The sequence below is a fragment of the Bacteroides sp. 1001136B_160425_E2 genome (assembly GCF_015559655.1).
Taxonomy (GTDB): Bacteria; Bacteroidota; Bacteroidia; order Bacteroidales; family Bacteroidaceae; genus Bacteroides; species Bacteroides luhongzhouii.
Genome location: NZ_JADMQH010000006.1, coordinates 153373 through 175493 on the forward strand (window position 1 = coordinate 153373; position 22121 = coordinate 175493).

The 22121-nt window shown below is 41.6% G+C and carries 9 protein-coding genes and 2 pseudogenes; 8 read left to right on the forward strand and 3 right to left on the reverse strand.

Annotated features, from left to right (window positions below; genetic code table 11):
- Positions 1-182 precede the first annotated feature (182 nt).
- Together I2I04_RS07755 and I2I04_RS07760 are read left to right on the forward strand one after the other, a co-directional pair.
- On the forward strand, positions 183-2882 hold the full coding sequence (locus tag I2I04_RS07755; RefSeq protein WP_195654728.1) for a hypothetical protein: 2700 nt from the start codon (positions 183-185) through the stop codon (positions 2880-2882).
- A 98-nt stretch (positions 2883-2980) separates the two neighbouring features.
- On the forward strand, positions 2981-7180 hold the full coding sequence (locus I2I04_RS07760; protein ID WP_195654729.1) for a malectin domain-containing carbohydrate-binding protein: 4200 nt from the start codon (positions 2981-2983) through the stop codon (positions 7178-7180).
- A gap of 53 nt (positions 7181-7233) precedes the next feature.
- On the opposite strand, the pseudogene I2I04_RS07765 reads toward I2I04_RS07760, so the two are convergent.
- Positions 7234-7915, reverse strand: a pseudogene (locus I2I04_RS07765) (hypothetical protein); the annotation flags it as partial.
- 200 nt (positions 7916-8115) lie between these two features.
- Here I2I04_RS07765 and I2I04_RS07770 point away from each other — a divergent pair.
- The 6 genes and pseudogenes from I2I04_RS07770 to I2I04_RS07795 form a co-directional block, all read left to right on the forward strand.
- On the forward strand, positions 8116-11415 hold the full coding sequence (locus tag I2I04_RS07770; RefSeq protein WP_195654730.1) for a glycoside hydrolase family 2 TIM barrel-domain containing protein: 3300 nt from the start codon (positions 8116-8118) through the stop codon (positions 11413-11415).
- Positions 11416-11451: 36 nt separating this feature from the next.
- Entirely contained in the window at positions 11452-14301 is a 2850-nt protein-coding gene (locus I2I04_RS07775) for a glycoside hydrolase family 2 protein (RefSeq protein WP_195654731.1), read from the forward strand.
- Positions 14302-14446: 145 nt separating this feature from the next.
- Complete coding sequence (locus I2I04_RS07780) at positions 14447-15133, forward strand: response regulator transcription factor (protein WP_120079976.1); 687 nt, start codon at positions 14447-14449, stop codon at positions 15131-15133.
- Entirely contained in the window at positions 15130-16497 is a 1368-nt protein-coding gene (locus tag I2I04_RS07785) for an ATP-binding protein (RefSeq protein WP_143260163.1), read from the forward strand. Before I2I04_RS07780 ends, I2I04_RS07785 begins: the two co-directional genes overlap by 4 nt.
- A 119-nt stretch (positions 16498-16616) precedes the next feature.
- Entirely contained in the window at positions 16617-19268 is a 2652-nt protein-coding gene (gene mgtA / locus I2I04_RS07790; protein WP_195654732.1) for a magnesium-translocating P-type ATPase, read from the forward strand.
- Between the two features lie 128 nt (positions 19269-19396).
- A pseudogene (locus tag I2I04_RS07795) lies at positions 19397-20065 on the forward strand (TlpA family protein disulfide reductase); the annotation flags it as partial.
- Positions 20066-20141: 76 nt separating this feature from the next.
- Here I2I04_RS07795 and I2I04_RS07800 read toward each other — a convergent pair.
- Together I2I04_RS07800 and I2I04_RS07805 are read right to left on the reverse strand one after the other, a co-directional pair.
- The gene (locus I2I04_RS07800) at positions 20142-20777 is read right to left on the reverse strand and encodes an RloB family protein (protein ID WP_055235022.1); all 636 of its coding nucleotides are present in this window, start codon (positions 20775-20777) and stop codon (positions 20142-20144) included.
- Positions 20778-20780: 3 nt separating this feature from the next.
- The gene (locus I2I04_RS07805) at positions 20781-22001 is read right to left on the reverse strand and encodes an AAA family ATPase (protein ID WP_143260279.1); all 1221 of its coding nucleotides are present in this window, start codon (positions 21999-22001) and stop codon (positions 20781-20783) included.
- Positions 22002-22121: the final 120 nt, after the last annotated feature.

Below are 22121 nucleotides of genomic sequence, written 5' to 3' on the forward strand. Positions count from 1 at the left end.
GCTAGCCGACAAAGATAAGCATAACTTTTAAATAATGAGGCGTTTGCATATCACAGCAGGATGAAAGTGGAAATTTGGTGCTGAAAAGTGGAAAAAGAGACGAATGAGTACAAACAGGGGATTATTTCGTCTTTCTCTTAGTGAAGAAGTGAATTATATAATCTATAATATATATCAGAAGAATGAAAAATACCAGATTATTCATGTTTGCGGCATGCACACTTTTTTTAGCAGCGTGTGGCAGGCAAACCGTGAAGATTATGACTCCGCCGGATGCGTCAAATCGTGTTCTGTTTGGTGCGGAGCAGTTACAGACTACCTTGGATAAAGCCGGTTATCAGGTAATAATGCAACAGGGAGACACTACATTCTCCGATACTGAAATCAAAACGATTCTGTTGACGGAAGTAAATGACACGACACTCAAGAAAGAAGGTTTTCATATTTCGACGACGGGCAATCTGACCAGAGTGTCCGGCAAGGATGGAAGTGGTGTCATTTACGGATGCCGTGAACTGATCGACCGTGTGAATGATTCGGATGGTAAATTGAACTTCCCGGAGGAACTGAAAGACGGTCCTGAAATGGTATTGCGTGGTGCATGTGTAGGATTACAGAAGATGACCTACCTGCCGGGACATGGTGTGTACGAATATCCGTATACGCCGGAAAGTTTCCCTTGGTTTTATGATAAAGAACAGTGGATTAAATACTTGGATATGCTGGTTGCCAACCGCATGAATTCACTGTACCTTTGGAATGGCCATCCGTTTGCGTCATTGGTGAAACTGGAAGATTATCCGTTTGCACTGGAAGTAGATGAAGAAACATTCAAAATGAATGAAGAAATGTTCTCTTTCCTCACAGAAGAAGCAGACAAGCGCGGTATCTTTGTAATACAGATGTTTTATAATATCATTCTTTCCAAACCGTTTGCAGAACATTACGGTTTGAAAACTCAGGACCGTAACCGTCCTATAACTCCTCTGATTGCCGATTATACACGTAAGAGTATTGCCGCTTTCATTGAGAAGTATCCCAATGTAGGATTACTTGTTTGTCTGGGTGAAGCGATGTGTACAGTGGAGGACGATGTGGAATGGTTTACAAAAACAATTATTCCCGGAGTGAAAGACGGATTACAGGCATTGGGACGTACGGATGAACCGCCTCTTTTGTTGCGTGCGCACGACACGGACTGCAAACTGGTGATGGACGCTGCCTTGCCACTCTATAAGAATCTTTATACGATGCATAAGTATAATGGTGAATCGTTGACTACATACGAACCTCGTGGTCCTTGGTCGAAAATTCATACGGATTTGAGTTCGTTGGGTTCCATTCATATCAGTAACGTACATATCCTGGCAAATTTGGAACCGTTCCGCTGGGGTTCTCCGGATTTCGTTCAGAAGGCGGTAACTGCCATGCACAATATACATGGTGCCAATGCGTTGCACCTTTATCCACAGGCTTCATATTGGGACTGGCCTTATACGGCTGACAAATTACCAAACAATGAACGTGAATTCCAGTTGGATCGTGATTGGATCTGGTATCAGACTTGGGGACGCTATGCGTGGAACTGCCATCGCGACCGTACAGACGAAATGGGTTACTGGAACCATCAGTTAGGCAAATTCTATGGAACCTCTGACGAAAATGCAAGCAATATCCGTGTAGCATACGAAGAAAGCGGAGAGATTGCTCCGAAGTTGTTACGTCGTTTCGGTATCACAGAAGGAAATCGCCAAACGTTATTACTGGGTATGTTTATGAGCCAGCTTGTCAATCCATACAAATATACGATCTATCCGGGATTCTATGAAAGCTGCGGACCGGAAGGGGAGAAGCTGATAGAGTATGTAGAGAAAGAATGGAAAAAGCAACCTCATGTAGGTGAAATGCCTTTGGATATTGTTGCTCAAGCAATAGAACATGGAGATAAAGCGGTAGCGGCTATTGATAAAGCAGCAGGTTCCGTCTCTTCAAATAAGGATGAATTTGCACGTTTGCAGAATGATATGCATTGCTATCGTGAGTTTGCGTATGCGTTCAACCTGAAAGTGAAAGCTGCCAAACTGGTATTGGATTATCAATGGGGAAAAGAGATTAAGAATCTTGAAGAAGCTATTCCTTTGATGGAACAAAGCCTGGAACACTATCGCAAATTGGTGGAGCTGACGGACGAACATTACTTGTACGCCAACAGTATGCAGACTGCCCAACGTCGTATTCCTATCGGTGGAGATGATGGAAAAAATAAGACTTGGAAAGAATTGTTGGTACACTATGAAAAGGAATTGGAGAATTTCAAAGCCAACCTCGCTTTGTTGAAAGAAAAACAGAATGGAAATGCAGTGACTGAAACTGTCGAGATTGCTGCCTGGACTCCTGCAAACGTGAAACTGATCTCTAATTATCCGACAGTGAAAGTGGATGAGGGGACTTCTTTATTTGTGGATGTTCCAGGCAAGATAGAAGCAGTAGCTCCGGAATTGAAAGGAATGAAGGCATTCCGCTTTAATGGAAATGAGCAGAGAGAGAAAGGTACAAGCATCACTTTCGAAACGGATGCTCCGGTGAAATTGTTAGTCGCTTATTTCAAAGACGACCAGAAAAAATATGCAAAAGCTCCGAAACTGGAAATCGATGCGTCAGCCAATGATTACGGTCAGGCGGAACCCGTGTTGACGAATGCTGTCCGTATCAATGGAATGCCTTTGGCAAATGTGCATGCATATAGTTTTCCGGCTGGAAAGCATACGTTGATGTTACCCAAAGGTTATCTGCAAGTGCTAGGATTCACGGCTGCGGAAACGAAAGTTCGTAATGCCGGGCTTGCCGGGGATGAAGAGACAATGGATTGGTTGTTTTACTAATCTCATTAGAAATCCGGTGTGTAACTGTTTGTTTCATTTCTTAAGACAGACAGTGATACACCGGATCATTAATTTAATGATTATAGATGAAAAGTATCATGAAGAAGTTATTGTTGGCAGTTTTTAGTATAACTACCACTTTCTCTCTATATGCGCAACGGGAAGTTCCGCAGCAACGAATGGAGCAGATTTACGAGGAAGTAAAGACACCATACAAATACGGGCTTGCAGTTGTCCCGGCAGACAATTATCATAAGATTGATTGTCCTACCGTTTTTCGCCAGGGGAACAAGTGGCTGATGACTTATGTGGTTTACAACGGTAAAGGTGGAACCGATGGTCGTGGTTACGAAACGTGGATAGCAGAAAGTGACAATCTACTCGAATGGCGCACTTTGGGACGGGTTCTTTCTTATCGGGACGGAAAATGGGACTGCAATCAGCGTGGCGGATTTCCTGCATTACCGGATATGGAATGGGGTGGAAGCTATGAGCTTCAGACTTATAAAGGTCGCCATTGGATGACTTATATCGGTGGTGAAGGAACGGGCTACGAAGCTGTAAAAGCCCCGCTTTATGTCGGACTGGCATGGACGAAAGAAGATATTTCTACGGCACATGAATGGGAATCTCTGGACAAACCGATTTTGAGCATCCATGATAAAGATGCCCAATGGTGGGAAAAACTGACTCAATATAAGAGTACTGTTTATTGGGATAAAGATAAAACATTGGGAGCTCCGTTTGTGATGTATTACAACGCGGGCGGCCGTCATCCGGAAACGGATTTAAAAGGCGAACGTGTCGGCATTGCGCTTTCCAAAGATATGAAGACATGGAAACGCTACTCCGGAAATCCGGTCTTTGCGCATGAAGCTGATGGAACCATTACAGGAGATGCGCATATCCAAAAGATGGGAGATGTATATGTGATGTTCTACTTCTCGGCTTTTGAACCTTCGCGCAAATATAAAGCATTCAATACATTTGCTGCCAGTTATGATTTGGTGAACTGGACCGATTGGAAAGGAGCCGACTTGATTATCCCTTCCAAGAACTACGATGAACTGTTTGCTCATAAGAGCTATGTGGTAAAACATGATGGAGTGGTTTATCATTTCTATTGTGCGGTAAACAACGCAGAGCAACGTGGCATTGCCATAGCTACCAGTAAGCCGATGGGACGTTCGGCTGTCCGTTTCCCGACTCCGGAGAGTAAGAATCGCCGGCAGATCACGACATTGAATGAGGGTTGGAAAACCTGGATTACAGAGGCAACTCATTTGAAAGGTCATTTTATGATGCCTGCAAAAACGGTGAATATTCCTCATAATTGGGACGATTATTATGGATACCGCCAGTTGACACATGGAAACATGCATGGAACGGCTATGTATGTGAAAGATTTCACAGCGGATGTAAAATCCGGGAAACGGTATTTCCTTCGTTTTGATGGAGTGGGTACATATGCCACCATTACAGTGAATGGAAAGGACTTCGGTCGTCATCCCATAGGGCGCACTACGTTGACTTTGGATGTCACAGATGAATTAAAACAGGGAGTAAATCGCCTGGAAGTGAAAGCAGAGCATCCTGAAATGATTGCCGATATGCCTTGGGTATGTGGAGGATGTTCGTCGGAATGGGGATTCAGTGAGGGGTCCCAGCCGTTAGGTATCTTCCGTCCTGTGGTATTGGAAGTAACAGATGAGATTCGCATAGAACCTTTTGGTGTACATATTTGGAATGATGAAAAGGCCGCTAACGTATTTGTTGAAACAGAGGTTAAGAATTATAGTAAAACAACAGAAACGGTAGAGTTGGTCAATAAACTAAGCAATGCTGATGGAAAACAAGTTTTCCGTTTGGTTGAGAAAGTTACTTTAGCTCCGGGAGAAATGAAAGTTATCCGCCAACAGGCTCCTGTTGAGAATCCTGTCTTGTGGAATACGGAAAATCCATATCTCTATAAATTAGCCAGCATGATTAAGCGTGATACGAAGACGACAGATGAAATTTCGACACCCTTCGGTATTCGTACCATTAGCTGGCCGGTAAAACGAAACGATGGAGACGGACGTTTTTACCTGAATGGAAAGCCGGTATTTATCAATGGAGTATGCGAGTATGAACATCAGTTCGGACAAAGTCATGCGTTCAGCAATGAACAGGTCGCTGCAAGGGTAAAACAGATACGCGCAGCCGGTTTCAATGCATTCCGGGATGCCCATCAGCCCCATCATCTCGATTATCAGAAGTATTGGGATGAAGAGGGAATCTTGTTTTGGACACAGTTTTCTGCCCACGTGTGGTATGACACTCCGGAGTTTCGTGAGAACTTTAAAAAATTGCTTCGTCAATGGGTGAAAGAACGTCGTAATTCTCCGTCAGTGGTGATGTGGGGATTGCAGAATGAAAGCACTTTGCCTCGTGAGTTCGCACAGGAGTGCAGTGATCTTATCCGGGAGATGGACCCGACTGCCAAGACAATGCGTGTCATAACAACCTGTAATGGCGGTGAAGGTACAGACTGGAATGTGATTCAAAATTGGAGTGGTACGTATGGAGGAGATGTGACAAAATATGGTCGTGAGCTCTCTCAAGCGAACCAATTATTGAATGGGGAATATGGAGCGTGGAGAAGTATCGACCTGCATACGGAACCGGGAGATTTCCAGGTGAACGGAGTGTGGAGTGAAGACCGTATGTGTCAGCTGATGGAAACTAAAATCCGTTTGGCAGAACAGGCTAAAGATAGTGTTTGCGGACAATTCCAGTGGATATACAGCAGTCATGATAATCCCGGACGTCGCCAGCCGGATGAAGCGTATCGCAAAATAGATAAAGTAGGTCCGTTCAATTATAAAGGATTGGTTACTCCGTGGGAAGAACCGTTGGACGTATATTATATGTATCGTGCCAACTATGTTCCGGCTGCGAAAGACCCGATGGTTTACCTGGTATCACATACATGGACCGACCGTTTTGAAAAAGGACGTCGCCGTGCCACCATCGAGGCTTACAGCAATTGTGATTCTGTATTGCTATACAACGATCTGACAAATGAAAAGACAACCTTCCTCGGACGTAAAAAGAACAACGGAACAGGCACTCATTTTATGTGGGAAAACCGGGATATTCGTTATAACATACTTCGTGCTGTAGGGTATTACAAAGGTAAGCCGGTAGCAGAAGACCTGATAGTATTCAATGGTTTGGAACAAGCCCCTAACTTCGAACTTCTTTATCAGGATGATAAAAAGATATTGAAAGGAGAGGCAGGATATAATTATCTGTATCGTCTCAACTGTGGAGGGGATGATTATACAGATAGTTTCGGACAGTTGTGGTTGCAGGACAATACGAATTATTCCCGCTCATGGGCGGAGAATTTTAAGGATCTGAATCCTTATCTTGCCAGTCAACGTACCACCAATGATCCGATTCGTGGCACCCGTGACTGGACGGTATTCCAACATTTCCGCTTCGGACGTCATCAGTTGGAATATCGTTTCCCTGTGGCAGACGGAACATATCGTATTGAACTGTATTTCACAGAACCTTGGCATGGTACGGGCGGAAGTGCTTCTACCGACTGTGAAGGGCTGCGTATATTCGATGTTGCTGTGAATGATTCTGTTGTATTAGACGACTTGGACATTTGGGCTGAAAGCGGTCATGACGGAGTTTGTAAGAAAATAGTATATGCCACAGTGAAGGGTGGAATGTTGAAAATTCATTTTCCGGAAGTGAAAGCAGGACAAGCCTTGATTTCGGGCATTGCTATTGCCAGCACAGATCAGAAACTGAAACCGACGATATTCCCTGCGTCCGGCTGGAGTTGGGAAAAGGCGGATAAAGAAGTGATGGAAAAGACTCCGAAAGAGTTGCTTCCGGAAGACAAGAATGCCCGTATCAGTATATCATACGAAGCGGAAACAGCTGTGCTGAAAGGCAAATTCCAAAAGAAAGAACATCGCAAACAGATGGGAGTGTTTTTTGGTAAAGGAAAAGGCAACAGCATTGAATGGAATGTTTCTACCGGATTGGCACAAGTGTACGCGCTTCGTTTTAAATATATGAACACTACCGGAAAACCAATACCTGTTTTGATGAAATTCATTGATTCAAAGGGAGTAATATTGAAAGAGGATGTATTGAACTTCCCGGAGACACCGGATAAATGGAAGATGATGAGCACCACTACCGGAACCTTTATCAATGCCGGACATTATAAAGTATTACTTTCTGCAGAAAATATGGACGGAATTGCTTTTGACGCATTGGATATTCAATAAATAAAAACGGGACATTGAAGAGTTATACATACTTCCAAGTGTCCCGTTTTTATTTATTTAAAAAGTTTTATCCCATTTATTTGCCAGTCGTTTTTGGCTGTTCCTTCCGTGAAATTGAATAATTTTGTATTGAGAGGTAATGGCTTGAAAGTTAGGGAAAATTCGGCTTCTCCACTTTCAGGTAGAAAGAAATGCTCACCGGGGGTAATGCCGTCAGCTTTTTGTAATGTATATGATACACCTTGCTCGTCTACTAATTTGGCATTTGCACTTACTTGTATCCAGTAGTGGGGTATATGATATGCATAGAAGTGAACGATAGTGGCTGTATCAGTCAATTCAATCTGCTTCACTTCAAGAATATCAGTATTGGTCGATTCAAAACTTGGATAATTAACAACTTTTCTATTCGTGTTTTGGGTAATACTCATCTCGCGTTTGGGCACATCCAAATATCTACGCATCTTTAATTTCGGGCAAAGCCATGATACAGGGACCACAACTGCTACTCCAGAAATCAAGTAACATATATTTCCCTTTGAAATCAGCCAAATGATGAATTTTTCCATCTAAATCAAAAAGATCGGCATCTGCCATATCATCTCCTTCCTTCACCGTTTTAGGAGGAAAGAGATTAACCCTGATTTCTTGTCCTTCAATGGAAGCTTTCTGCTCTTCGTTTAGTCTGTCATACAAAGCCAGTATTTCTCCCTTATTGGTAAACCTTGAATTGTATACTCGTGTTGTGCTTGTGAAACAAGGCTACTTAATAAAAAAAGGCTGCTAAATAGTAGTTTTTTCATCATAATAATATTAGAAGTAATTATATGCCACAAGGTAAAGCTTTTCTTCATAGAGTGTTATTCCTTCTATTGTTCTTTAATATTTATGTAAAAGAAAGGGGTACAAAATGCCCCTTCGTCCGTCTACTTAATATGAAGAAAAAAGAACGAATGAAAATATATACTTTACTGCTTGGCGTATTGTTTGTAAGTCCTATACCGGCACAAACAATGCATGATTGGGAGAATCATCATGTCCTTCAGATCAACCGTGAACCGGCAAGAGCCGCTTTTACCCCTTTCTCTGTACAGAAAGGAGACTGCTCAATCTCTTTAGACGGAACCTGGAAATTTCGTTGGACTCCCGTTCCCAATGAAAGAGTATTGAATTTTTATCAGATCAATTTTGATGATAAAGATTGGACGGATTTTCCTGTTCCCGCCAACTGGGAAGTGAACGGATATGGCACGCCTATCTATGTTTCAGCAGGTTATCCGTTCAAAATAGATCCCCCACGAGTGATGGGAGAACCGAAAACTGACTATACCACGTATAAAGAACGAAACCCGGTAGGGCAATATCGTCGTACCTTTGTTTTGCCAGCCGGATGGGAAGCAAACGGACAGACTTTTCTACGCTTTGAAGGTGTGATGAGTGCGTTTTATGTTTGGCTCAACGGTGAGCGGGTAGGGTATAGCCAAGGCAGTATGGAACCGAGTGAATTTAATGTCACGAAGTATCTGAAATCCGGAGAAAATCAGATTTCACTGGAAGTCTACCGGTATAGTGACGGTTCTTATCTGGAAGATCAGGACTTCTGGCGTTTTGGTGGTATTCATCGTAGTATTCATCTGATACATACACCGGATATTCATGTCCGTGATTATGCAGTACGCACTCTTCCTGCATCTGCTAGTGATTATAAAGACTTTATTTTGCAGATTGATCCACAATTCAGTGTATATAGAGGGATGACCGGAAAAGGGTATATCTTACAGGGAATACTGAAGAATGCTTCAGGCAAAGAAGTTGCCACATTGAAAGGCGATGTGGAAGATATTCTTGATTTGGAACATAAAGCAAGCCGGATGAATGAATGGTATCCGCAGCGTGGTCCGCGTAAAATGGGACGTTTGTCAGCCATTATAAAATCGCCGGAAAGATGGACGGCAGAAACACCCTATCTTTATAAATTACACTTAACTCTCCAAAATGAAGAAGGAAAAGTCGTAGAACAGATAGAACAGGCCGTAGGCTTCCGCTCTGTAGAAATCAAAAAAGGACAACTGTTAGTGAATGGTAATCCGGTTCGTTTTCGTGGAGTGAACCGCCACGAGCATGATCCACGGACGGCACGTGTCATGAGTGAAGAACGAATGCTTCAGGATATTCTTTTAATGAAGCAGGCAAATATAAATGCGGTACGCACCAGCCATTACCCCAATGTCAGCCGTTGGTACGAGCTATGTGACAGCTTGGGATTGTACGTGATGGACGAAGCGGATATAGAAGAACACGGATTACGTGGAACACTCGCAAGTACCCCCGACTGGCATGCGGCATTTATGGACCGTGCGGTCCGTATGGCGGAACGTGATAAGAATTATCCATGTATTGTAATGTGGAGTATGGGAAACGAAAGCGGTTATGGACCGAACTTCGCTGCTATTTCGGCATGGCTGCATGATTTCGATCCCACTCGCCCTGTACACTATGAGGGGGCGCAGGGAGTGGACGCAAATCCTGACCCGAAGACGGTCGATGTTATCAGCCGCTTTTATACCCGGGTGAAACAGGAATACTTAAATCCCGGCATTGCAGAGGGAGAAGACAAGGAACGTGCTGAAAATGCACGCTGGGAACGGTTGCTGGAGATTGCGGAGCGTACCAATGACGACCGGCCGGTAATGACGAGTGAATATGCGCATTCCATGGGGAATGCATTAGGAAATTTCAAGGAATATTGGGATGAAATATATAGCAATCCCCGTATGCTGGGTGGCTTTATATGGGATTGGGTAGATCAGGGAATCTACAAGACATTACCCGATGGCCGTACCATGGTGGCTTACGGCGGTGACTTTGGCGATAAGCCGAATTTAAAAGCTTTCTGCTTTAATGGATTACTGATGAGTGACCGTGAAACTACGCCTAAATATTGGGAGGTAAAAAAAGTATATGCACCGGTTGAGCTGAAAATGGAAAAAGGAAAGCTGAAAGTGACGAACCGGAATCATCACATCGACTTGTCTTCCTATCGTTGTCTATGGACTGTATCCATAGATGGAAAACAGAAGGAACAGGGAGAAATTACATTGCCGGAAATAGCTCCAGGAGAAAGTAAAACAATCGATTTGCCTACTTTCCGTTCATTGAAAAGTAGCAGTTCTTTGAGTAACAAGACAAAGAAAGACCGGATAAAAACTCTTTCCGATTGCCAACTGAAAGTAAGCATTGTTTTGAAATCGGATGCTCTTTGGGCAAAGGCAGGACATGAAGTGACCTGGGAACAATTCTGCTTGCAGAAGGGAGATTTAGCCTCTGCTGATCTGATTAATAAAGGAGCGCTTCAGGTGAAAGAGGATGATAAATCTTTATCGATTAGTGGGCGCGGTTTTTCTGTTCAGTGGGAAAAGAAAGTGAACGGAAGTATGACTTCCCTTATATATAAGGACAAAGAAATATTGGCTCACTCCGATGATTTTCCGGTTCAGCCCGTCACTCAGGTTTTCCGTGCTCCGACAGATAATGACAAGAGCTTCGGAAACTGGTTGGCTAAAGACTGGAAATTGCATGGAATGGATCATCCGCAGATAAATTTGGAATCTTTCCACTATGAAGAACGTGCAGACGGGGCGGTCATTGTCCGGATTCAAACAAGTAATTTATATAAAGAAGGAAAAGTGGTGACGACTTCTGTCTATACGGTCTTTTCAGATGGAACGATTGATCTGAAAACTACTTTCTTGCCACAAGGAGTTCTTCCTGAAATTCCCCGTTTAGGAATCGCATTCTGCCTGGCGCCTGCTTATAATACATTTACCTGGTATGGCAGAGGACCGCAGGATAACTATCCTGACCGCAAAACATCTGCTATGATGGGGCTTTGGAAAGGAAGCGTTGCAGAACAATACGTACATTATCCACGTCCGCAGGACAGTGGAAACAAAGAGGAAGTGCATTATCTTACCCTGACCGACAAACAGAATAAAGGTATTCGTGTTGACGCAGTAGAAAACGCATTTTCTGCATCTGCCCTGCATTACACTGTACAGGACATCTATGAAGAAACTCACGATTGTAATTTAAAACCACGTGCGGAAGTCATTCTTAATATGGATGCTGCTGTACTTGGATTAGGAAACAGTAGTTGCGGACCGGGTGTATTGAAGAAATATGCCATAGAGAAAAAAGAACAGACTCTGCATCTCCGCATCAGTAGTAAACAATGATAGCAATAAATAACTAACACAATTATAAAAGTAACAATGAAAAAAGTAACCACTTTATTATCGACCTTAGCGTTGGCAACTACCCTAGCTGCTCAAAACCTTCCACAAACGGAAAGGCAATACCTCTCCGGTCACGGATGCGACGATATGGTTGAATGGGACTTCTTTTGTACCGACGGACGCAATTCCGGCAAATGGATGAAAATCGGTGTACCTTCCTGTTGGGAATTGCAAGGCTTCGGCACTTATCAGTATGGGATCACTTTCTATGGAAAGCCATTTCCTGAAGGCGTTGCCGATGAAAAAGGTATGTATAAGTACGAATTTGAAGTTCCGGAAAAGTTTCGCGGCAAACAGGTCAATCTTGTATTCGAAGCTTCAATGACAGATACGGAAGTAAAAGTGAACGGACGCAAAGTTGGTTCCAAACATCAGGGAGCCTTCTATCGTTTTTCATACAACGTCACGGATTTCCTGAAATATGGCAAGAAAAATTTACTGGAAGTCACTGTTGCCAAAGAAAGTGAAAATGCCAGTGTGAACCTTGCCGAACGTCGTGCTGATTATTGGAATTTTGGCGGTATCTTCCGTCCGGTATTCCTGGAGGTGAAACCAGCCGTAAACCTGCGGCACATTGCCATTGACGCAAAGATGGATGGAACTTTCCGTGCCAACTGCTACACAAATATCTCTAATGACGGAATGAGCATCCGTACACAGATTTTAGATAAAAAAGGGAAAAAGATAACGGAAACCACCGTACCCGTAAAAGCAGGAGGCGACTGGACTTCCCTGCAACTGAATGTATCTAACCCCGCATTATGGACAGCGGAAACTCCGAATCTTTATAAAGCGCAATTCTCTCTATTGGATAAGACCGGTAAGGTTTTGCATAGTGAAACAGAAAATTTTGGTTTCCGTACGATTGAAGTACGCGAAAGCGACGGACTTTATATAAACGGAGTACGTATCAATGTACGTGGTGTCAATCGCCATAGTTTCCGTCCTGAAAGTGGACGTACGTTGAGTAAAAAGAAGAATATCGAAGACGTTCTTTTGATGAAAAGCATGAATATGAATTCTGTCCGTTTGAGCCACTATCCGGCTGACCCGGAATTTTTGGAAGCCTGTGATTCTCTTGGACTTTATGTGATGGATGAATTGGGAGGCTGGCATGGCAAGTATGATACTCCCACCGGAGTACGTCTGATTGAAGGTATGATAGAACGTGACGTGAATCACCCGTCTATTATTTGGTGGAGTAATGGTAATGAAAAAGGATGGAATACCGAACTGGATGGAGAGTTTCATAAATACGATCCGCAGAAACGTCCGGTTATTCACCCACAAGGTAATTTCTCCGGTTTTGAAACAATGCATTACCGCTCTTACGGAGAAAGCCAGAACTACATGCGCTTACCGGAAATCTTTATGCCTACAGAATTCTTACATGGTTTGTACGATGGCGGCCATGGTGCCGGATTATATGATTATTGGGAAATGATGCGCAAGCATCCCCGTTGTATCGGTGGCTTCCTTTGGGTATTGGCAGACGAAGGTGTGAAGCGTGTAGATATGGACGGATTCATTGATAACCAAGGAAATTTTGGAGCAGACGGTATTGTAGGACCACATCATGAAAAGGAGGGTAGCTACTACACTATCAAGCAGTTATGGAGTCCGGTACAGATAATGAATACTTCTATCGACAAGCAATTTGATGGCAAATTCTCTGTAGAAAACCGTTATGATTATCTGAATCTGAATACTTGCCGTTTCCTTTGGAAGCAAGTAAAATTCCCGCTGGCAACAGATGCTTCCAATGCTGCTGCTCAAGTGTTGAAAGAGGGTGAAGTGCAAGGCAGTGACGTGGCTGCTCACTCGGCAGGCATTTTGGATATAAAAACAAATATTCTCCCCAATGCAGACGCCCTTTTCCTGACAGCAATCGATCTATACGGTCATGAACTTTGGCGCTGGACTTTCCCGGTCAACAAACTGAATCAGCAGACTGAACAGCTTTCTCCCTTGTCCAGTCGTCCTACTTATACAGAGACAGAAAATGATCTTACTGTGAAAGCGAATAAGCGTACATTCATTTTCTCAAAGAAAGACGGACAACTGAAAGGGGTATCTGTAGATAACCGTAAGATTAACTTCGCCAATGGTCCCCGTTTCATTGGAGCCCGTCGTGCAGACCGCTCATTGGATCAGTTCTATAACCATGATGATGAGAAAGCAAAAGAAAAAGACCGTACATACAGTGAATTCCCTGATGCTGCCGTATTTACGAAACTGGATGTGAAAGAAGACGGAGGTGATCTGGTTGTTACCGCCAATTATAAACTGGGCAATCTGGATAAAGCCCAATGGACAATTAACCCGAGTGGGAAATTGGCTTTGGATTATACCTACAATTTCTCCGGTGTCGTAGACTTGATGGGTATTCGTTTCGACTATCCTGAAGATCAGGTAATCAGCAAACGCTGGCTGGGTGCCGGACCTTACCGTGTATGGCAAAACCGTATTCACGGTACACAATACGATGTATGGGAGAACGACTATAACGATCCTATTCCAGGCGAGACTTTCACATATCCCGAATTCAAAGGATACTTTGGTGATGTTTCCTGGATGAATATCCAAACGAAAGAAGGTACTATCAGTCTGACAAACGAAACTCCCGACGCGTATATCGGAGTATATCAGCCTCGTGATGGCCGCGACCGTTTGCTTTATACCCTTCCCGAAAGCGGAATCTCTGTCCTGAACGTAATTCCTCCGGTACGTAATAAAGTAAACTCCACCGACTTGTGTGGTCCCTCTTCACAACCGAAATGGGTAAATGGTCCACAAACCGGACGAGTCATTTTCCGATTTATGTAAATGAATCATATAAAGGTATCCACATTGCGTTGGATACCTTTTTTATTTAGCCTTCTCACCGATTTTTCAAGGAAAAAGGCTATAAGTGGGGAATAATCATTATTTTTGTTTCGTTTTATACATTCAGATTAATGAATTCTTTCCTATGTACACAATACTAATTATAGAAGATGAACCCCGGGTTGCAAGTTTGCTGATGAACGGACTGGAGGAAAATGGCTATCAGACAATGGTGGCTTATGACGGATTGATGGGGTTACGGCTTTTTCAAACGCATACATTCGATCTGGTTATATCTGACATCGTTCTGCCTAAGATGGACGGATTTGAACTGGCGAAAGAAATTCGCAAAACCAATCCCAATATTCCTATATTGATGTTGACGGCATTAGGATCGACGAACGATAAACTGGACGGTTTCGACGCCGGTGCAGACGATTACATGGTGAAACCTTTTGATTTCAGAGAGTTAAATGCTAGAATCAAAGTGCTGTTGAAACGTGTGGCAGGTAATGCACAGGAATTACCACAGGAACTTGTTTATGCAGATTTACGTATTGATCTTCAACGGAAAGACGTAGAACGGAATGGTATATCCATTAAACTTTCTCCTAAAGAATACAACCTGTTGTTATATATGGTAGAAAATGCTGAAAGAGTATTGAGCAGGGTTGAAATAGCGGAGAAAGTATGGAATACCCATTTTGATACAGGAACGAATTTTATAGATGTATATATCAACTATCTCCGCAAAAAGATAGACCGGGATTTTGAACCGAAACTTATTCATACCAAAGCCGGAATGGGTTTCATACTGACTGATAAATTATGAAGATCAGGACAACGTTGACTCTACAATATGCAGGGCTTACAGCTGCGGTATTTTTCGTGTTTGTAATGGCTGTCTACTATGTAAGTGAACATTCGCGTAGCAATGCTTTCTTTCGTAATCTTCAAAGTGAAGCTATAACCAAAGCACATTTATTCCTTAAAAATCAAGTAGATGCTCAAACCATGCAGTCTATTTACCTGAACAATCAGAAGTTTATTAATGAAGTAGAGGTTGCTGTCTATACAACAGATTTTAAAATATTATATCACGATGCTCTGCAAAATGATATTATCAAGGAAACACCGGAGATGATAAAGCGTATTTTGCAGCGGAAAAACATCAATTTCTACGTGGATGAATATCAGGCAATAGGACTGATATATCCGTTTGAAGGCAAAGACTATGTTGTTACTGCCGCGGCCTACGACGGTTATGGATACGCCAACCGGGATGCCTTAAGAAATATGCTTGTTCTATTATTTATCGGAGGATTGAGTGTATTGGTGGTTGTAGGTTATATCCTGTCGCGAAGCACTTTAAAACCGATACGTAACATAGTGAAAGAAGCGGAGAAAATCACAGCATCACATATTGATAAAAGATTACCCGTAAAAAACAAACAAGATGAACTGGGAGAATTGAGTACAACATTCAATGCTTTGCTGGAACGTCTGGAAAAGTCTTTCAACTCGCAAAAGATGTTTGTCAGTAATGTATCTCATGAATTGCGTACCCCCATGGCAGCCCTTATAGCCGAACTGGATTTAGCTTTATTGAAAGAACGAACCTCTGAGCAATATCAGACAGCTATCGGCAATGCACTGCAAGATTCCCATCGGATTGTTAATCTGATTGACGGATTATTGAACCTGGCAAAAGCCGACTATCAGTCGGAACAAATAACAATGGAAGAAGTCCGTCTGGACGAACTGTTGCTGGATGCCAGAAAACTAGTCTTAAAAGCCCATCCGGATTATCACATCGAATTAGTATTCGAGCAGGAAGCCGAAGAGGATAATGTACTGACAGTTATCGGAAACAGCTATTTGCTGACTACTGCCTTTGTAAATTTGGTGGAGAACAACTGCAAGTATTCTTCGAACCGGACTTCATCAGTCCTGATAGCCTATTGGGAGCAATGGGCCGTCATTCGCTTGTCTGATAACGGGGTAGGCATGTCTGATACGGATAAAGAACACCTGTTCAAACTGTTTTATCGTGGAGAAAACAAAAATATAGCTTCCGGGAATGGTATAGGCATGACCTTGACACAGAAGATTATTCACCTTCACAAAGGTGATCTCACCGTATCTTCCCATAAGAATGAAGGCACTACCTTTGTGGTGAGACTCCCGCATATCTAAGAAATTCTAATCGTTTTCTAATACCACTCTAATCATTCTCTAACAGCTTCTTCGTGAAGTCCTCCTTACTTTTGCATCGAATTAACAAATGCAGTTAGTAACTTAAAAAATTAGAGATTATGGTATGGAAGAAAAAACTGCGTTCATCACAGTACACATTCAATTCAGAAAAAATATTTTTGGTTGCCACACAACCCGGTAAGTTAATCTATTCATACTTGCAGACAACAAAGCTGGGATTAACGCTGGGAGAAGTGCAGGAACGACAGTCCGTTTATGGAAGAAACGAAGTGGTACATGAACAGAAAAAGAATCCGTTTATACTATTTATCAAAACCTTTATCAATCCTTTCATTGGTGTCCTGACCGGACTTGCCATTATATCCTTGTTTCTGGATGTACTGATGGCTGAACCCGGAGAACAAGAATGGACGGGAGTCATCATCATCTCATCCATGGTACTGTTCAGTGCTATCCTGCGTTTTTGGCAGGAATGGAGAGCAAGTGAAGCTACGGATTCTTTAATGAAAATGGTAAAAAACACTTGTCTTGCCAAACGTGCCGGTGAACAGGAAGAAGAAATCGATATAACGGAACTCGTTCCGGGAGATATAGTGTATTTGGCAGCCGGAGACATGGTTCCCGCTGATATTCGGATCATCGACTCAAAAGACTTGTTCATCAGTCAGGCTTCATTGACAGGGGAATCCGAACCGATAGAAAAGTTTCCGGAGATACAGGGGCAACAGTATCGGAAAGGAAGCGTTACCGAGTTGGACAATATTTGTTATATGGGTTCCAATGTGATTAGTGGAGCAGCAAAAGGGATTGTCTTTGAAACAGGGAACAAAACATATTTGGGTACAATCGCAAGGAGTCTGGTGGGGCATCGTGCTACTACAGCTTTTGATAAAGGCATAAGTAAGGTTAGCTTTTTATTGATTCGCTTCATGCTGGTTATGGTTCCATTTGTATTTTTCGTGAATGGCTTTACGAAAGGGGATTGGTTTGAGGCCTTCATATTCGCCATATCCGTTGCGGTTGGTCTTACCCCGGAAATGTTACCGATGATTGTGACTGCCAACCTTTCCAAAGGAGCGATAGCCATGTCCAAAAAGAAAACAATCGTAAAGAATCTCAATGCCATTCAGAATTTTGGAGCGATGGACATACTCTGCACTGACAAAACCGGTACATTGACCTGCGATAAAATTGTATTGGAGAAATATATCAATGCGGATGGCAGTGATGATAACAGTAAACGTATTCTTCGTCATGCGTACTTTAACAGTTATTTCCAAACCGGTTTAAGGAACCTGATGGATAAAGCGATTCTTTCTCATGTAAGAGATTTGAGTCTGGAACATTTAAAGAATGACTACACCAAAGTGGATGAAATACCTTTCGACTTTACACGCAGAAGAATGTCTGTTGTAATAGAAGACAGGCAGGGGAAACGGCAAATCATCACTAAAGGAGCAGTAGAAGAGGTTCTCGATGTCTGTTCCTATGCCGAGTTCAACGGGCAGATTCATCCTTTGACTGATGCTTTGAAAATCAAGGCAAAGATGATTAGTGAAGAAATGAATCAGCAGGGGATGAGAGTGTTGGCAGTCTCCCAAAAAAGTTTTATCGAGAAAGATTGTAATTTCGCCATCGAAGATGAAAAAGAAATGGTACTGATTGGGTATCTTGCTTTTCTTGATCCTCCGAAACCTTCTGCAGCTGAAGCTATCGAACAATTATATGCGCATGGAGTAGCAGTGAAAATTCTATCGGGAGATAATGATGTCGTAGTGAAAGCTATTGCCCGGCAGGTAGGTATTGATACCAGTCATTTTCTTACCGGGATAGAAATAGAGAATATGGACGAAACAGCATTGAAAGAAGCGGTAAAACATACCACTTTATTTTCAAAACTGACTCCATTACAGAAGACGCAAATCATCTCTCTGTTGCAGGAACAAGGCAATACGGTAGGATTCTTGGGAGATGGAATCAATGATGCAGGTGCATTGCGTCAGTCGGACATTGGTATATCAGTCGATTCAGCAGTGGATATAGCCAAAGAAAGCGCAGATATTATCTTGTTGGAAAAAGATTTGATGGTATTGGAAGACGGAGTACTCGAAGGAAGAAAGACATTCGGCAATATCAATAAGTACATAAAGATGACTGCCAGTTCCAATTTTGGTAATATGTTCAGTGTGATGTTTGCCAGTGCATTCCTGCCGTTTCTGCCCATGATGCCGATACATCTATTGATTCAGAACTTATTGTATGACATATCGCAGACCACCATTCCTTTTGACCGTATGGACCCGGAGTTCCTGAAGAAACCCCGTAAATGGGATGCGTCCGATCTAAGTCGTTTTATGATTTATGTAGGTCCCATCAGTTCTATCTTTGATATTATAACATATCTGGTCATGTGGTACGTATTTAGCTGCAACAGCCCCGAACATCAGACATTGTTTCAAACCGGATGGTTTGTGGAAGGTTTGTTATCACAGACATTGATTGTCCACATGATACGTACCCGCAAGATACCGTTCATACAAAGCCGTGCCACATGGCCTGTGATGGGACTGACCTTCTTAATCATGGCAATAGGTATTCTTATTCCTTTCACCGCTTTCGGGCGTTCCATCGGATTGACAGCTCTTCCTTTGAGCTATTTCCCCTGGCTGGTTGGAATTTTGCTCTCTTATTGCATTTTGACGCAGTTCGTGAAGAACTGGTATATCAGGAAGTTTGTGCGTTGGTTATAGCTTTGCTTGTTTATCTCACAAATTAAATGTATATATTGTGAAATATTTAAATAACCTCTTTGTTATTAGCCGGATGCGGGCAAAAAGACCGGGCAAAATCTCAATTCGAATCATCTGTACAGACAGAAGAAAGTGAACTGAACGAGTATATATATACCAAAATGGCAGTTGGCTCTTTGAATGCAAATGATACACTTGCTTTAACAACGAGGCATACACAGTTTGATTCAATCGTAAAAATGCCACATTTGCGTGCACAAGTGATGCAGATATATAATCAGACTAAATCTTACCTGGAAAATCCGCAACCAGTTTCCAATAATTTATTATATGGTGAGTTTCACGAAAACTCAAAGCTAAAAACATCTATGCCTTACATGGAACCCATCTATAATATACTTGAGAAGCATCACGGAAAAGTAATCTATTTCGATTTTTGGGCTAGGTGGTGTCCACCATGCCTGGCAGAAATGGAACCTTTAAAACAATTGCGGAGTAAGTATTCCACCAAAGACCTGGTCATATATTCCATATGTGTAAGTGAACCCAAGGAAGAATGGGAAGAATGTCTGAATGAGTATTCATTGAAAAACCGGGGAATTGAATGTATTTATGCATCTGATTATTTTGGAAAAGATAACTTACAGAAAATTCGCAAACAATGGAAAATAGATAGAATGCCCTATTATTTGTTGATTAATAGAAAAGGGCAAATTGTAGATTTTGGAACTACGGCACGCCCCAGCAATCCACAATTTGTATCTCGAATTGAAGAGGCTGTAAAAGACAGCAAATAATGTTGTGCGAGAAATAAGGCAAACAAGAAAAGGTTAAGCAACCCACACAAAAAATATCAAATGTTTCCGATTTATATTATAGGAACTTATTCAACTCTTTTACCAACAAATGAACAGTAGTAGAAGATTCTTGTTGTGCCGGATTATTCCCATTAAATTGTCTCATGATAGTTTTAGCGTGATTAATGGCTTGTTCTTGTTTAGAAAACAAAGTATTAAACATTTTAGAACTTACACCCGATTTTTTTGTATAAGCAAATCCGAGCAAAGCGCTCAACATTTTTTCATATCTGGAACGATGCAACGCCCCTTGGTATAGATTAAAATGCAGTAAAAACCAAAATTCAAAAGCTTGGTTACTATAAGCCACTTCAAAACCATTTTGTTGCGCCAATAAGATTGCAGAGTTAAAATCATTTTCAGGAAAATCATCTTTATCAAAGACCACCCAATTCTGATTATATGTTCGTCCCTTTAGCTTTTCCTGCTCTTTTATATGGATAGCCTTGTGTACTAATGCCAATGTTCCCATACCTTGACCAAGTGCCTTCACATTGGCAGAAGTCAAACGAAAAGCATTGAAATAATCAGGTTCAGTATTAACTCCTTCGCAAATAATCAGAAATGTTTGTTTCACCTCACGTACACTACTGATACGGGTTATCTTTCTTTCGATACGCGGATTTATATTTTTCCTTTTTGTAGCCGTCATGGTTTAATTTTCTTGGGTATTAAACAAGCGGGTTAAATCTCCAACAATTGGAATTGCTCCATACTTTCCTGATAAATAATCTTTTTCAAACGAAGCATCATTACGTACTTTATACTCTGCCAATGAATAAAGTTCGGTTGCACCATAGCGGTCTTTTTGTGTAAACCAAACCTGATCCCGCCGGAATATATTAGCACTCAACAAATTTGTATCGTGAGTAGTGAAAATTAATTGAGCATTTTGGGGATTTGTTTCTTTTGAATTAAACAAGGCAATAATTCTACATGTAAGAAGAGGATGCATTTTAGAGTCAAATTCATCTATTATAAGACGCTTTCCATTATCCAAAGCATCAATGATAGGGTATGCCAGAGAAAAATACTTTATTGTACCTTCCGATTCATTTTTCCTGAATGGGAAAGTAATAGTTTTGACTTCATGCCCTTCCTCGTCATATTGCGTATGTGTACTCACAATAGCATTATCAATTTTTTCAATATTTTCAATACCTAAATCAGCATAACGGGAAAACTCTACAATTCTCTGTTTCATTTTGATATCATCCAGTTGGATAGTTGCTGTATTCCATATTTTTTCATCGTTAGAACCTGAAATAATAGTGGTATCATTCAACCATTTCATTATCTCTACTGCTGTTGGATCATTGAATTGTGCCGCAACAGAAAGCAATAATGCATTTGCCCTTACCATTCGTTTACCTGCAAGTTCTTTACCAACGACAAACTTAGTATGAATATCAAAATTATCTTTTTCCCGATAGAATAATTCAATTTCCTTAGCTCTCTTTTTATTGGCTTTTTGATAAAGCCATTCCGAATGTACCAATGAATTATCAGCTTCAAATCCATAACGATATTGGTTATCTTCATCACAGAATATTGCTTCAAAATAACTTGGTTCGTTCGCAGTAAGTGAGTTTAACCGGAAACTTTCTATATTAACACGTTCGCCTGCTTGAATATCCTTTGATGAATTTATCACATACCACTTAAAGAACTCCAATGCCTTTATAAAATTGGATTTGCCTGATGCATTAGCACCATAGACTACCGCGCTCTTCATTAATGATAATCCGGCAGTCCCTACATTAAAGATTATATCTTCGGCCGGAACCTGTATTTCTTTCAAAGCTGATGCTACTAATGACAATGTAGATTGTTCTTTGAAAGATAGAAAATTTCCTATTGTAAATTGAATAATCATATTTTAATTGTTTTATTCGAGATTTTATCACAAATATACTATTTATTTTATGATATAAGGATATGCATTAGGCGAATTATATTATTTTATGTCTAATAACATACATTCCCGCTTTTATCT